The following is a 14,866-nucleotide window of genomic DNA, read 5'->3' on the forward strand; positions in this document are numbered from 1 at the left end:
ATTTGCATTTCAACAACACGATATCGTAGGAATCTTTAATATTCATCCTTTCTGCAATTTTGTTGGCACAATCCCTATTTTTCCCTTGCCTCAAGATTGAAAATAAGGCAAGTGCAACTTTTTTCAGACGACCTTTTCGGGTCGTCTGAATATTTTTTTGTTTATGAAGAAAACCATAGCGGAAAGCAATGAAAAAACGAAGAAATTTTCCCATCTAAACTATTGCGCCGACAGGGATTTTGCCGTTTAATGCGAACCTGCTGAATCAAGGGCCCGAGGCATATGCCGGCCGCCCCCACAGTTAACCTTTTGTATGCGGACAGTCTGCGCTTGACTGACTGCCGCCGCTGCAACAATCCCCCCTTCCACAAAAGGACTGTACCCATGAAAAAAATTTCAATGGCGGCGGCACTCATCGGCCTCGTCTTGACTGCATGTAGCGGCGGCCAACAAACCGCCGCAGAATCTTCCGCACCTTCCTCCCATACCGCCTCCGACAAGCTCAATATCTACAACTGGTCGGACTACGTCGACCCCGCCACGCTTGAAGCGTTCGAAAAAAATACGCATATCAACGTCCGCTACGACTACTACGACAGCAACGAAGCCCTCGAAGCCAAGCTTTTGACCGGCAAGTCCGGTTACGACCTCGTTGCGCCGTCCATCGCCAACGTCGGACGCCAAATCAAAGCCGGCGCGTATCAAAAAATCGACAAAAGCCAAATCCCGAACTACGCCAACATCGATGCCGACTTACTTGCCATGATGGCAAAAGTCGACCCGGGCAACCAATACGCCGTCCCTTATTTCTGGGGCATCAACACGCTCGCCATCAACAAAAAACTGGTCCAAAAAGCCTTGGGGACGGAGCAATTGCCCGAAAACGAATGGGATTTGGTGTTCAATCCCGAATACACCAAAAAGTTGAAATCCTGCGGTATCAGCTATTTTGACAGCGCCATCGAACAAATCCCGCTCGCGCTGCATTATTTAGGCAAAGACCCGAATACCGAAAACCCCGACGACATCAAAGCCGCCGTCAACATGATGAAAAAAGTGCGTCCCGACATCAAACGCTTCACTTCGTCAGGCTATATTGACGATATGGCGGCGGGCAACCTTTGCGTTTCAGTCGGTTACGGCGGCGATTTGAACATCGCCAAAACACGCGCGCAAGAAGCGAAGAACGGCGTCGAAATCGAAGTGTTAGCACCCAAAAGCGGCGTCGGCATCTGGGTGGATTCCCTGATGATTCCGCGCGATGCCCAAAACACCGCCAATGCGCATAAATACATCAACCACACGCTCGATCCCGAAGTCGCGGCACAAAACGGCAATTTCGTTACCTACGCCCCCGCCAGCCGCCCTGCCCGTGCATTGATGGACGCAAAATATACCGGCGATGCGTCTATCTTCCCGACCAAGGAATTGATGGATAAAAGTTTTATCGTATCGCCCAAATCAACAGATGCAAGCCGTCTGAGCGTCCGCCTGTGGCAATCGCTGAAGGCAGGCAAATAGCCGTTTGATGCGTTGGAAAACTAAAGGTCGTCTGAAAATCAAATTTGGTTTTCAGACGACCTTTTTTACTGCTATCGAACGAATTTAAAGATTATAGTGGATTAAATTTAAACCAGGACGGCGTTGCCTCGCCTTAGCTCAAAGAGAACGATTCTCTAAGGTGCTGAAGCACCAAGTGAATCGGTTTCGTACTATCTGTACTGTCTGCGGCTTCGTCGCCTTGTCCTGATTTAAATTTAATCCACTATATTCAATAAACCGCAACTTGAAAAACAAATCAGTGCCGCATTACCTGCGCCATGTACAGATTGCGATTGCCATCCTATATCGAAAACATATTAATACACCACGAAACCCAAAATTGTTTAATCACCCGGTTTTCTATTCCATTAGCAACAAAATTAGAGCCATCTCCACATAATCACAAAGTATTACTTACCGTTAAAACCAGGTTTTAAGATTTGTAAATTTGACATAGGTCAAATTATTGCAAATAATGGATTCATATAATGTTAATGTTTAGAGTATCGAATAATCGGGAACAGCCATGTCCTGCCTAAAAACGAAACACACATCAGGCATCTTGAATACGATGCTGGCGATGTTTGCCGTATTTGTCCTATTGTTTTCGACACTGCCCGCTTACGCCGAGCGTTTGCCTGACTTTTTGTCAAAAGTCCAGCCTTCGGAAATTTTTCCGGGTGCAGACCGTTATGGCAAGCCTGAAGGCAAGCCTATGGTTGCCCGTGTTTATAAGGGCGACGAGCAGTTGGGTTTGGTGTATATCACGACGGACGTGGTCAATACACGCGGCTATTCGAGCAAACCGATTGATACGATGATGGCTTTGGCCAACGACGGAACGATCGCCGGTGCAAAGCTGGTCGATCACCATGAGCCGATTATGCTTATTGGTATCCCGCAATCGCGTGTGGATAAATTCATCAATAAGTATATCGGTTTGAATTTTATTAAAAATCCGCCTACTCCGGGTGTTGCACCCGGGGACATCATCAGCGGCGCGACCGTTACGCTGATGGTGATTAACGACAGTATCCAGCGTTCGTTCAAAGTTGTTGCCGGCAAATATGGTTTGGGTACTGACAAAGCCGTTCAGACGACCTCCGCCAATGCTGCGGATACGCAACAGGCTGCTGCCCCTGCGGCACAAACCCGACCTCGCCGCGCTGTCAACCCTGACAAACAGGACATCCAATCTTGGAATGCGCTGCTGGAACAAAAAGCCATCGGCCATCTGCACATTACAGTTGACGAAATCAACAAGCTGTTTGAAAAAGGCGGCAAAGCAGGTGTTGCCGAACACGCCGAACAAGGCGCAGGCGACGATACCTTTATCGATTTGTACACTGCCGTAGTCAGCCAGCCTTCCATCGGCAAAAGCCTGTTGGGCGAGGAAGGTTGGAAAAACCTGCAAAACCGCCTGCAGCCCGGTCAACAAGCTGTCTTGGTTGCCGGTGAAGGCCGTTATTCTTGGAAAGGTTCGGGCTATGTCCGCGGCGGTATTTTCGACCGTATCGAGATGATTCAAGGCGAAAACAGCTTCCGCTTTACTGACGCGCAACACGAACGCTTGGTTGATTTGGCAGCCGAAGGCGCGCCCCACTTTAAAGAAGTATCTTGGTTTACGATTCCCGAAGGTGTGGAATTCGATGCTGCCGAACCTTGGCGTTTGCAGTTGATGGTTCAACGCGTACTGAGCGTAAACGACAAAGCGTTCGTAACCGCCGATTTGGATTACGAACTGCCTCAGGGTTACTATGTCGATGATCCGAAAGCACCGCCCGTCGAAATCAGCGCACCTGTCGAACCGGCAGCCGCTCCTGCCGCCGAACAAGCCTCAGACACTAAAGGTATAGCCGAAGAAGCCTCTTCAAACGACGGTGCGTCCAACCAACTCTGGAAACAGGTGTGGAAAGCGAAACAAGGACAAATCGCCGTAGTCGGCATCGCCTTGACCATCCTGCTTTTGGTCTTCCTGTTCCAAGACTGGATTGTCCGCTATGAGAAATGGTACGACCGCTTCCGCCTGGTATTCCTGACATTTACCCTGTTCTATATCGGTTGGTACGCTCAGGCGCAACTGTCGGTCGTCAATACGCTGACGCTGTTCTCCGCCATCCTGACCGAATTCCGTTGGGACTTCTTCCTGATGGATCCGATTGTGTTCATCCTGTGGCTGTTTACCGCTGCAACCATGCTGCTGTGGAACCGCGGTACATTCTGCGGCTGGCTCTGCCCCTTCGGTTCGCTGCAAGAGCTGACCAACCGTATCGCCAAAAAATTGGGCGTGAAACAGATTACCGTGCCGCACCTGCTGCACACGCGCCTGACTGCGATTAAATACGTCATTTTCTTCGCACTGTTGGCAATTTCCCTGTACGATTTGGGCACGGCAGAAAAATTCGCAGAGGTAGAACCCTTTAAAACGGCGATTATTTTGAAATTCGTCCGCGAATGGTGGTTTGTCGCGTTTGCCGTTACCCTTTTGGTTGCCGGCCTGTTTATCGAACGCTTCTTCTGCCGCTATCTGTGCCCATTGGGCGCGGGCATCGCCCTACCCGGCCGCTTCCGCGTATTCGACTGGCTTCGCCGCTACAAAATGTGCGGCAACCCTTGCCAAATCTGTACTCACGAATGCCCCGTTCAGGCGATTGCACCGGAAGGCGACATCCATCCGAACGAATGTATCCAGTGCCTGCACTGCCAAGTCATGTATCACCATGACACACGTTGCCCGCAAGTTGTGGCAACCAACAAGAAAAAACAAAAACAGGCGGCGGCAAAAGCCGACCCCGAAACCGCATCTGCAAAACAGCAGCCTGGGGAGCAGGTTGTGCAGTTTGTGAAAAAAGAAACCGCCCCTAAAGCCGGCGAATAATCTGAAACCCTAAAGAAATACTGGGTCAACCGTACCCACACTTATAAACATAAATACGTTTTTTCAATCGGCAGGTCGTCTGAAAACGCCGGCTGCCGAATTTTATCCAAGGAGTGTTGTATGTCAGACGAAAAATTAGAACAAAACGGCTTAAGCCGTCGTTCATTCTTAGGTACTGCCGCCGTTTCAGGCGCAGGTATTGCCGGCGCCGGTCTGTTGGGTTTGGCGGGCTGTTCCAAAGAGGGTGGCGATAAAGCTGCCGCTTCAGGTGCTGCGCCTGCCGCCAAAACCGAGTCTCATGCCTCTGCCGAACCGGGCAAACAGACTTCCGAAGTCGGTCCGGGCGAACTCGACCAATACTACGGCTTCCTCTCCGGCGGCCAATCGGGCGAAATGCGCTTGATCGGCGTACCTTCCATGCGCGAACTGATGCGTATCCCCGTGTTCAACATGGACAGCGCGACCGGTTGGGGCCGTACCAACGAGAGCCTGCGTATTTTGAATGAAAAAAATACGCCGGAAACCAACCAGTTCCTGAAAGACAGCGGCCTGCGCTGCTACCCTAACGGCGACTTGCACCACCCTCACTTGTCGTTTACCGACCAAACTTACGACGGTCGCTACGCGTATGCCAACGACAAAGCAAACAACCGCGTTTGCCGCGTCCGCCTGGACTTCATGAAAACCGACAAAATCACCGAAATCCCTAACGTTTCCGGTGTACACGGTCTGCGTCCGCAACGTTATCCGAAAACCGGCTATGTCTTTGCCAACGGCGAACACATCGTACCGGTAAGTGGCGTGGGTACTTGGAACGACGCCAAAACTTGGAATGCCGTTTATACCGCCATTGACGGCGAAACCATGGACATCGCATGGCAAGTATTGGTGGACGGCAACTTGGACAACGGCGATGCCGACTACCAAGGCAAATACTCCTTCTCCACCTGCTACAACTCCGAACGCGCCCTGACCGTACAAGGTGCTTCTTCCAACGAGCAAGACTGGTGCGTAGTCTTCAATCTTGCCGCCATCGAAGAAGGCATCAAAAAAGGCGACTTCAAAGAAGTCAACGGCGTGAAAATGCTGGACGGCCGCGCAGAAGCCAATTCCCCTTACACCCGCTACATCCCCGTGCCGAACTCTCCGCACGGCTGTAACGCTTCCCCTGACGGCAAATACATCATGCTCAACGGCAAACTGTCTCCGACCGTTACCGTATTGGACGTCAGCAAACTGGACGATTTGTTCGCCGGCAAAATCAAAGAGCGCGACGTGGTTGTCGCCGAACCCCAACTGGGTCTCGGTCCTTTACACACCGCGTTTGACGGTCGCGGCAACGCCTACACCACGCTGTTTATCGACAGCCAAATGGTCAAATGGAACATCGACGACGCCATCAAAGCCTACAAAGGCGAAAAAGTGGATCCGATCAAACAGAAACTCGACGTCCACTACCAACCCGGCCACAACCATACGACCATGGGCGAAACCAAGGAAGCCGACGGCAAATGGCTGGTGTCTTTGAACAAATTCTCCAAAGACCGCTTCCTCAACGCCGGCCCGCTGAAACCGGAATGCGACCAGTTGATCGACATCTCCGGCGACGAAATGCGTCTGGTACACGACAACCCGACCTTTGCCGAACCGCATGACCTGTGTCTGGTTGCCGCTTCCAAAGTCAACCCGAAAAAAACCTGGGACCGCAAAGACCCATGGTTCTGGCAAGACGCTGTGGAACAGGCGAAAAAAGACGGTGTCGAGCTGGAAAAAGCCGCCAAAGTCATCCGCGAGGGTAACAAAGTCCGCGTATACATGACTGCCGTTGCGCCTGCGTACAGCATCCCGCAATTCGAAGTCAACCAAGGCGACGAAGTAACCGTATATGTGACCAACGTCGAAACCATCGAAGACTTGACCCACGGCTTCACTTTGGAAGGCTACGGCATCGCTATGGAAATCGGCCCGCAAGCTACCCAATCGGTAACCTTCAAAGCCGTCCGTCCGGGCGTACACTGGTACTACTGCCAATGGTTCTGCCACGCCCTGCACATGGAAATGTCCGGTCAAATGATCGTTAAACCCCGATAATCGGGTTTGACGGTTTATCACTGACTTAACGGAAAGGTCGTCTGAAAAAACTTTCAGGTCTTAGCGAAACCCGCTGCCCTCGTTTTCAGACGACCTTTTATAGCAGAACCGTTTGGACGCAACAGACTGTTCCGCTATAAAACAAAAACACGGCCCTCACAGGCAGGCATCACCGTGCCGACGCACACCGCACGAATCAGAGGAACTCCATGCACACACCCCAATTCAAAACATGGCGACGCGCTGTTCTGACATTTATGTTCGGCGGCATGATTCAGACGACCTTTGCAGCCACCATCGACGTTTCCCCTACCGACAACCTCCCCGAAGTCATCGCGCGCGCGCAGGCAGGCGATACGCTCAAGCTCGCCTCCGGCACTTACAAAACCAAACTGCTTATCGACAAACCCATCACCATCGAAGGCCCTGCCGACCGCTCCGCCAAAATCGAAGGCGACCGCACCGGCCGCACCATTGCCGTCATCGCCCCCGACGTTACCCTGCGCAACCTCACCGTCACCCGTTCCGGCATGAGCCTGCCCGCCATGGACGCCGGCATCTACCTCGAAGAAACCGCCCCCCGTGCCTTAATCGAACACAACAACATCCTCGACAACTCCGTCGGCGTGTATATCCACGGTTCTGCCGAATCCATGGTGCGCGAGAACAAAATCGTCGGCGACTCCACCCTGCGCGTCAACGAACGCGGCAACGGCGTAACCGTCTGGAACGCCCCCGGCGCGCAAGTCGTCAGTAACGACATTTCCAAAGGCCGCGACGGCATTTTCTCCAACACCAGCAAAAACAACACCTATAAAAACAACCGCTTCAGCGACCTGCGTTTCGCCGTCCACTACATGTACACCAACGACAGCGAAGTCAGCGACAACATTTCCGTCGGCAACAACATGGGCTACGTCTTGATGTTCTCCGACCGCCTCAAAGTACACGGCAACATCGCCGTCGGCAGCCGCGACCAAGGCATCATGCTCAACTACGTCAACTATTCCGAAATCAACGACAACATCATCAACAAAGCCGGCAAATGCGTTTTCGCCTACAACGCCAACTACAACAAAATCGTCGCCAACCATTTTGAAAACTGCGAAATCGGCATCCACTTCACCGCCGCCATCGAAGGCACCACCCTTTCCGACAATGCCTTCATCAACAACGAAAGCCAAGTCAAATACGTCAGTACACGTTTTCTTGACTGGGGCGAAGGCGGACGCGGCAACTACTGGAGCGACAACAGCGCGTTCGACCTCGATGGCGACGGCTTCGGCGACAGCGCGTACCGTCCCAACGGCATCATCGACCAAATCATCTGGCGTGCGCCCGTTTCCCGCCTCCTGATGAACAGCCCCGCCATCAGCATCGTCAAATGGGCGCAATCGCAGTTCCCCGCCATCCTCCCCGGCGGCGTGATCGACAGCAAACCGCTGATGAAGGCAGGCAGCAACAAAACCACCACCAAATACGAGGCCATGAAAGAACAACTGTTGCAAGAAGCCAAAACCCATCAGTCCGAATGGAGCGATGCCGAAAACGGTTCATTGAACTAAGCGGAACCGGCAAACACGCCCCGCAAGGTCGTCTGAAAAGTTTTCAGACGACCTTGAAACCCCGCCGCAGCAAGGTTTTGCCCCTCATTGCCGTACCAACGGGCATCCGCCGCAAATACGGTGCAACCCGCAACGCAGTCAACAGTCGAAAACACCGCCACATAACAAACGTCGTCTGAAACCCTTCTCCCTTTTTCAGACGACCCCATACAAAGAACGCCCTTTTCAGACGACCCTCAACGTCGTCTGAAACCCATCCACACAAGGAAGCACTCATGAGCGCACACCATGTCGAATTGAGAAACGTAACCAAACGCTTCGGCGCACAAAAAGCCGTCAACCAAGTCGATTTAGTCTTGAAGGCGGGGGAAAGTGTCGGTCTTGCCGGACACAACGGCGCAGGCAAGTCCACGCTCATCAAATTGATACTCGGGCTGATTACGCCCACCGAAGGCGAAGTCATGCTGCTGGGTGAGCGCACAGGCAGCAAAGCCGGCGCACAGTTGCGCAGCCAAATCGGCTACCTGCCCGAAACCGTCGCCCTGCACCCTTCCCTCAGCGGCATCGAAACCCTCAATTTCTACGCCAAACTCAAAAAACAGCCGCTCACCAAAAACCACGAACTCCTCGAGCGCGTCGGCATTTCCCAAGCCGCCCGCCGCCGCGTCGGCACCTACTCCAAAGGTATGCGCCAACGCCTCGCCCTCGCCCAAGCGCTGCTGGGCGAACCCAAAGTATTGCTGTTTGACGAACCCACCACAGGCCTCGACCCCGCCTCGCGCCAAATGTTTTACGAAGTCGTGCGCGAACTCAACGGACGCGGCGCCACCGTCCTTCTCAGCACCCACGCCCTCGCCGAACTCGACGGCCACGCCGACCGCATCGTCGTCATGAAAAACGGCGTCAAAGTCGCCGATGGCAGCATGGACGAGTTGCACGTCCAAAGCGGACTCCCCCTCACCGTCAACATCCGCCTCAAAGCCCCGCGTCCGTTAAGCGAACACTGGCAGCCGCTTTCAGACGACCTCAGCTATCAGGCGCAATGTCAGGCTGAAGAACGCATGGCATTACTCAGCGAACTGGGCAACCTGTCCGACCTCGCCTACCTCGACATCCACACACCCACACTCGACGACATGTACGCACAATTCTTAAAAAGGGAGGACGTATGAACCCCGTTTGGATTATCACCGGAAAAGAAGTCCGCGACAGCCTGCGCAACCGCTGGGTACTCGCCGCCTCCGTCCTGCTCGCCGCCCTCGCCCTCTCATTGGGCTTCCTCGGCAGCTCGCCCACAGGCTCGGTTAAAGTCGATCCGCTGACCGTAACCGTTGTCAGCCTCTCCAGCCTGTCCATCTTCCTGATCCCGCTCATCGCCATGCTCCTCTCCTACGATTCCCTCATCGGCGAAATCGAACGCGGCACTATGGCGCTGCTGTTGAGCTACCCCGTTTCCCGCAACCAAATCCTTGCCGGAAAATTCATCGGACACCTCATCATCCTCGCCCTTGCCACCACCGCAGGCTACGGAATCGCTGGCATCACGCTCCAACTCGCCAACGGCAGCTTCGACATCGCCGCGTGGAAACCCTTTGCCCTGCTGATTGCCGCCAGCGTCATTTTGGGTGCCGCATTCCTGTCCATGGGCTACCTCATCAGTGCGAAAGTTAAAGAACGCGGTACCGCCGCCGGTATCGCCATCGGCGTTTGGCTGTTTTTCGTCGTCATCTTTGACATGGCGCTTTTGGGCATCCTCGTCGCCGATACCCAGCAAACAATTACCGCACCCGTCGTCGAAACCGTCCTCCTTTTCAACCCCACCGACATCTACCGCCTGCTCAACCTGACCGGTTACGAAAACACCGCCATGTACGCAGGCATGGCAGGTTTGAGCGAACAAATCAGCCTGACCATGCCCGTATTGCTGACCGCGCAGATATTATGGGTTATTATTCCCCTTATCTTGGCAGCAAGAATTTTTGGAAAGCGACAAATATGAAAAAGATTTTACCTGCACTCCTCGCCGCCCTGCTCCTGAGTGCCTGTCCCAAAGAGGATGACACCCCGCCGCCTGAGCCTCAGCAAATCAGCGACCGCGCCGTGGGGCACTATTGCAGCATGAACCTGACCGAACACAACGGCCCCAAAGCCCAAATCTACCTCAACGGCAAACCCGACCGCCCCGTCTGGTTCTCGACCATCAAGCAGATGTTCGGCTACACCAAGCTGCCCGAAGAGCCTAAAGGCATCCACGTCATCTACGTTACCGACATGGGCAAAGTCAAAGACTGGAGCAAACCCAATGCCGACACCGCATGGATAGACGGCAAGAAAGCCTACTACGTCATCGAAAGCGGCTTTATCGGCGGCATGGGTGCAGAAGACGCCCTCCCCTTCGCCGACAAAGCCCAAGCAGAGAAATTTGCCAAAGAAAAAGGCGGTCGCGTCGTCAGCTTCGACGAAATGCCCGATTCCTACATCTTCAAATAATCCCTTCCCATCAAAAAGGTCGTCTGAAAACCTTATCCATCAGGTTTTCAGACGACCTTTTATATAGTGGATTAACTAAATCAGGACAAGGCGACGAAGCCGAAGACAGTACAGATAGTACGGAACCGATTCACTTGGTGCTTCAGCACCTTAGAGAATCGTTCTCTTTGAGCTAAGGCGAGGCAACGCCGTACTGGTTTAAAGTTAATCCACTATATCTGCGGTCTTAATCGGGCGATTCGGTTCAAATCACAAAATCCATCGCCGTACCCTGCAAACTCTGGTCCATGTCCGCCGATGGGGTTTTGACCGAACGCCCCACCGGTTTGGCAGGCACGCCGACGACGGTGATTGACGACGGTACGTCCGCAACGACCACGCTGCCTGCGCCGATTTTGGAATTGTCGCCGATGCGGATATTGCCCAATATCGAAGCGTTCGCGCCGATCATCACGCCATCGCCGATTTTCGGATGGCGGTCGCCGCCTTCCTTGCCCGAGCCGCCGAGCGTTACGCCGTGCAGGATGGAAATATTGTTGCCCAACACGGCGGTTTCGCCGGCGACGAAACCGGTGGCGTGGTCGAGCATCAGCCCATGACCGAAACGGGCGGCGGGGTGGATATCGACGCCGAACACTTCCGACATGCGGTTTTGCAGGAAATACGCCAGCGTTTTGCGGCCGTTTTGATAGAGCCAATGGTTGATGCGGTGCGCCTGAATGGCGTGGAAACCTTTGAAATACAAGAGCGGCAGCGAATATTCGTCGCAGGCGGGGTCGCGTTCGTAAATGGCTTTCAAATCGGCTTCGACGCAGTTGCTGATGCGCGCGTCGCTGCCCAATGCCTGCTGGTAAATTTCAAACAGGGCGCGCACGTCCATAATCGGGCTGCCGAGTTTGCTGGAAAGATGGTAGGCGAGGACGGAATCGAGCGAGTCGTGGCGCAATACGGTTTGGTGCAAAAAGCTCGCCAGCATCGGTTCGGCAGCGGCTGCGGCTGCGGTTTCTTCGCGGATGGTGTGCCAGAGGTTGAAATCGGTTGTGTTCAGGTGGTCTTTTTTCATGTCGGGGGTCGTCTGAAAATAGGAAGGTATCGGTGTATCTTACCTTTTATCAACGATTTGCGATAGCGCATTGCGGAATATGTTTATGATGGTTTTCGTGTGCTTGAAGTTTTTTCAGACGACCTTATATAAAGTAGCATTCGATTCAAACCATTCCAAAGGATGCATGAAATGAGCGAACATCACGAACAATATCAACACGAAACCGAAGAGGCGGCAAACGCAGAAGCCGCCCAAGCCCCCAAAACCGAACAACCCGAAGCTACCGAACCGCCGACTTACGAAGAATTGCAGGCGCGTATCGCCGAGTTGGAAGGACAGTTGAAAGACAGCGAACTGCGCGGCCTGGCGAACGAGCAAAACCTGCGCCGCCGCCATCAGCAGGAAATCGCCGATACGCACAAGTTTGCCGGACAAAAATTCGCCGCCGAAATGCTGCCGGTCAAAGACTATCTTGAAATGGCGCTGCTCGACCAAAGCGGCAATTTCGACGCGCTGAAAATGGGTGTGCAAATGACGCTGAACGAATTGCAAAAAGCGTTTGACGCCACGCACATCAAAGAAATCAACCCGCAGCCCGGCGACAAACTCGACCCGCACCAACATCAAGCAATGCAGGCGGTCGTCAGCGAGCAAGAGCCGAACACCATCGTCAGCGTCATGAAAAAAGGCTACACCCTGTCCGACCGCGTACTGCGCCCCGCAATGGTTGTCGTGGCGAAACAAGAATCCTGAAGGCACCGCTTGATAAAGTTTATCAAGCATAAAATTTTCAGACGACCCTTCCCCGTCCCTCAAGCCCCAATCCCGCTTTTGGAAAATCATTCCGATGATGCCCAATCGGAAAATAAAGACAAGGTCGTCTGAAAAACAAAATACCATCCTGTGGATAAATAGTTTAGCCTGTTGAATTTTATATAAAAAAAATTTCAACAAAACCCTTGAAAAAATATCGGGCAACCTTATTTACAGGTCAACGGAACAAAATGTTCCACACAATTATTAATTTAGAAAAATCTTTTTAGGAGCAACATCAATATGGCAAAAGTAATCGGTATCGACTTAGGTACAACCAACTCTTGTGTATCTATCTCTGAAAACGGTCAAACCAAAGTTATTGAAAACGCAGAAGGCGCACGCACTACGCCGTCTGTCGTCGCTTATCTGGACGGCGGCGAAGTCCTCGTCGGCGCACCGGCAAAACGCCAAGCCGTAACCAACGCTAAAAACACCATCTACGCCGTCAAACGTTTAATCGGTCATAAATTTGAAGACAAAGAAGTCCAACGCGACATCGAATCCATGCCTTTCGAAATCATTAAAGCCAACAACGGCGACGCATGGGTGAAAGCGCAAGGCAAAGAGCTGTCTCCGCCGCAAGTTTCCGCAGAAGTCCTGCGTAAAATGAAAGAAGCCGCCGAATCTTATTTGGGCGAAAAAGTAACCGAAGCCGTGATTACCGTTCCGGCCTATTTCAACGACAGCCAACGTCAAGCCACCAAAGACGCAGGCCGCATCGCCGGTTTGGACGTAAAACGCATCATCAACGAGCCGACCGCAGCCGCTTTGGCATTCGGCATGGACAAAGGCGACAACAAAGACCGCAAAGTAGCCGTATATGACTTGGGCGGCGGTACCTTTGATATTTCCATCATCGAAATCGCCAACCTCGACGGCGACAAACAATTCGAAGTATTGGCAACCAATGGCGACACTTTCTTGGGCGGCGAAGACTTCGACCAACGCCTCATCGACCACATCATCGCCGAGTTCAAAAAAGACCAAGGCATTGATTTGAAACAAGACGTGATGGCATTGCAACGCCTGAAAGAAGCTGCCGAAAAAGCCAAAATCGAATTGTCCAGCGGCCAGCAAACCGAAATCAACCTGCCGTACATCACCATGGACGCAACCGGCCCGAAACACTTGGCCATGAAAATTACCCGTGCCAAATTCGAGAGCCTGGTTGAAGACCTGATTGCCCGCTCTATCGAGCCTTGCCGCACCGCATTGAAAGATGCCGGCTTGAGCACCAGCGACATTGACGACGTAATTTTGGTCGGCGGTCAGTCCCGTATGCCGAAAGTACAAGAAGCCGTAAGAGACTTCTTCGGCAAAGAACCGCGCAAAGACGTAAACCCTGACGAAGCCGTTGCCGTAGGCGCAGCGATTCAAGGCGAAGTGTTAAGCGGCGGCCGCAGCGACGTATTGCTGCTGGACGTAACCCCTCTGTCCTTGGGTATCGAAACCATGGGCGGCGTGATGACCAAGCTGATTCAGAAGAACACCACCATCCCGACTAAAGCGTCGCAAGTGTTCTCTACCGCCGAAGACAACCAAAGCGCAGTAACCATCCATGTACTGCAAGGCGAACGCGAACGCGCTTCCGCCAACAAATCTTTGGGTCAGTTCAACTTGGGCGACATCGCACCCGCACCGCGCGGCATGCCGCAAATCGAAGTAACCTTCGACATTGACGCCAACGGCATCCTGCACGTTTCTGCCAAAGACAAAGGTACAGGCAAAGCCGCCAACATCACTATCCAAGGTTCTTCAGGTTTGAGCGAAGAAGAAATCGAACGCATGGTGAAAGATGCCGAAGCCAATGCTGAGGAAGATAAAAAACTGACTGAATTGGTCGCTTCCCGCAACCAAGCCGAAGCCCTGATTCACTCCGTGAAAAAATCTTTGGCCGACTACGGCGACAAACTCGACGCAGCCGAGAAAGAAAAAATCGAAGCCGCGCTGAAAGAAGCCGAAGAAGCCGTGAAAGGCGACGACAAAGCCGCCATCGACGCCAAAGCCGAAGCACTGGGCGCAGCCAGCCAAAAACTGGGCGAAATGGTTTACGCGCAAGCTCAAGCCGAAGCCCAAGCAGGCGAAAGCGCACAAGCCGAACCGTCTTCCGCCAAGAAAGACGACGACGTGGTAGATGCCGACTTTGAAGAAGTAAAAGACGACAAGAAATAATTGAGGTCGTCTGAAAAAAGCGCGAATCGCAAGGTTCGCGCTTTTTTTGTTTTTTGCTTAATGTGATGTTTTCAGACGACCTCTTGAGATGCGGCATTTCCATTTAAAAGCAAAACGCATCCGATATCCTGCCTTATAGTGGATTAACTTTAAATCAGGACAAGGCGACGAAGCCGCAGACAGTACAGATAGTACGGAACCGATTCACTTGGTGCTTCAGCACCTTAGAGAATCGTTCTCTTTGAGCTAAGGAGAGGCAACGCCGTA

General features: G+C 52.8%; 11 protein-coding genes and 1 pseudogene. 10 read left to right on the forward strand and 2 right to left on the reverse strand.

The window, feature by feature from the left end:
* The first annotated feature begins 384 nt into the window (after positions 1-384).
* The 4 genes from H3L95_RS06600 (at position 385) to H3L95_RS06615 (ending at position 8,076) form a co-directional block, all read left to right on the forward strand.
* A complete protein-coding gene (locus H3L95_RS06600; protein WP_003759070.1) occupies positions 385-1,521 on the forward strand; it encodes a polyamine ABC transporter substrate-binding protein in 1,137 nt (378 codons plus the stop codon).
* Between the two features lie 547 nt (positions 1,522-2,068).
* Positions 2,069-4,420, forward strand: coding sequence for a NosR/NirI family protein (locus H3L95_RS06605; RefSeq protein ID WP_241429731.1), 2,352 nt, complete (start codon positions 2,069-2,071; stop codon positions 4,418-4,420).
* Positions 4,421-4,540: 120 nt separating this feature from the next.
* The gene (gene nosZ / locus H3L95_RS06610; protein WP_003759063.1) at positions 4,541-6,511 is read left to right on the forward strand and encodes a TAT-dependent nitrous-oxide reductase; all 1,971 of its coding nucleotides are present in this window, start codon (positions 4,541-4,543) and stop codon (positions 6,509-6,511) included.
* Positions 6,512-6,720: 209 nt separating this feature from the next.
* Positions 6,721-8,076: a nitrous oxide reductase family maturation protein NosD gene (locus H3L95_RS06615; protein ID WP_040668625.1), complete on the forward strand. Its 1,356-nt coding sequence runs from the start codon at positions 6,721-6,723 to the stop codon at positions 8,074-8,076.
* Here H3L95_RS06615 and H3L95_RS06620 read toward each other — a convergent pair.
* Positions 8,073-8,285, reverse strand: a complete 213-nt coding sequence (locus H3L95_RS06620; RefSeq protein WP_003759059.1) for a hypothetical protein — start codon at positions 8,283-8,285, stop codon at positions 8,073-8,075. The two genes, H3L95_RS06615 and H3L95_RS06620, sit on opposite strands and share 4 nt — an antisense overlap.
* Positions 8,286-8,351: 66 nt before the next feature.
* Between H3L95_RS06620 and H3L95_RS06625 the strand changes: the two genes are divergently transcribed.
* Genes H3L95_RS06625 through H3L95_RS06635 form a run of 3 tightly spaced genes read left to right on the forward strand, consistent with a single transcriptional unit; the run spans position 8,352 to position 10,566 of the window.
* The gene (locus H3L95_RS06625) at positions 8,352-9,248 is read left to right on the forward strand and encodes an ABC transporter ATP-binding protein (protein ID WP_040668623.1); all 897 of its coding nucleotides are present in this window, start codon (positions 8,352-8,354) and stop codon (positions 9,246-9,248) included.
* On the forward strand, positions 9,245-10,075 hold the full coding sequence (locus tag H3L95_RS06630; RefSeq protein WP_003759052.1) for an ABC transporter permease: 831 nt from the start codon (positions 9,245-9,247) through the stop codon (positions 10,073-10,075). The genes H3L95_RS06625 and H3L95_RS06630 overlap by 4 nt, the downstream gene beginning before the upstream one ends.
* A complete protein-coding gene (locus tag H3L95_RS06635; protein ID WP_003759050.1) occupies positions 10,072-10,566 on the forward strand; it encodes a nitrous oxide reductase accessory protein NosL in 495 nt (164 codons plus the stop codon). The genes H3L95_RS06630 and H3L95_RS06635 overlap by 4 nt, the downstream gene beginning before the upstream one ends.
* 244 nt (positions 10,567-10,810) lie before the next feature.
* On the opposite strand, the gene cysE is transcribed toward H3L95_RS06635, so the two are convergent.
* Positions 10,811-11,629, reverse strand: a complete 819-nt coding sequence (gene cysE / locus H3L95_RS06640) for a serine O-acetyltransferase (protein ID WP_003759048.1) — start codon at positions 11,627-11,629, stop codon at positions 10,811-10,813.
* Between the two features lie 171 nt (positions 11,630-11,800).
* On the opposite strand from cysE, the gene grpE reads away from it, so the two are divergent.
* The 3 genes and pseudogenes from grpE to H3L95_RS14210 form a co-directional block, all read left to right on the forward strand.
* On the forward strand, positions 11,801-12,364 hold the full coding sequence (grpE, locus tag H3L95_RS06645; RefSeq protein WP_009311594.1) for a nucleotide exchange factor GrpE: 564 nt from the start codon (positions 11,801-11,803) through the stop codon (positions 12,362-12,364).
* A gap of 303 nt (positions 12,365-12,667) precedes the next feature.
* Positions 12,668-14,599 carry a molecular chaperone DnaK gene (gene dnaK, locus H3L95_RS06650; protein ID WP_003759044.1) on the forward strand — a complete coding sequence of 644 codons (1,932 nt, stop codon included), beginning with the start codon at positions 12,668-12,670 and terminating at the stop codon, positions 14,597-14,599.
* 134 nt (positions 14,600-14,733) lie between these two features.
* Positions 14,734-14,796, forward strand: a pseudogene (locus H3L95_RS14210) (transposase); the annotation flags it as partial.
* Positions 14,797-14,866: the final 70 nt, after the last annotated feature.

This window comes from Neisseria sicca (genome assembly GCF_014054945.1).
GTDB classification, from domain to species: domain Bacteria; phylum Pseudomonadota; class Gammaproteobacteria; order Burkholderiales; family Neisseriaceae; genus Neisseria; species Neisseria sicca.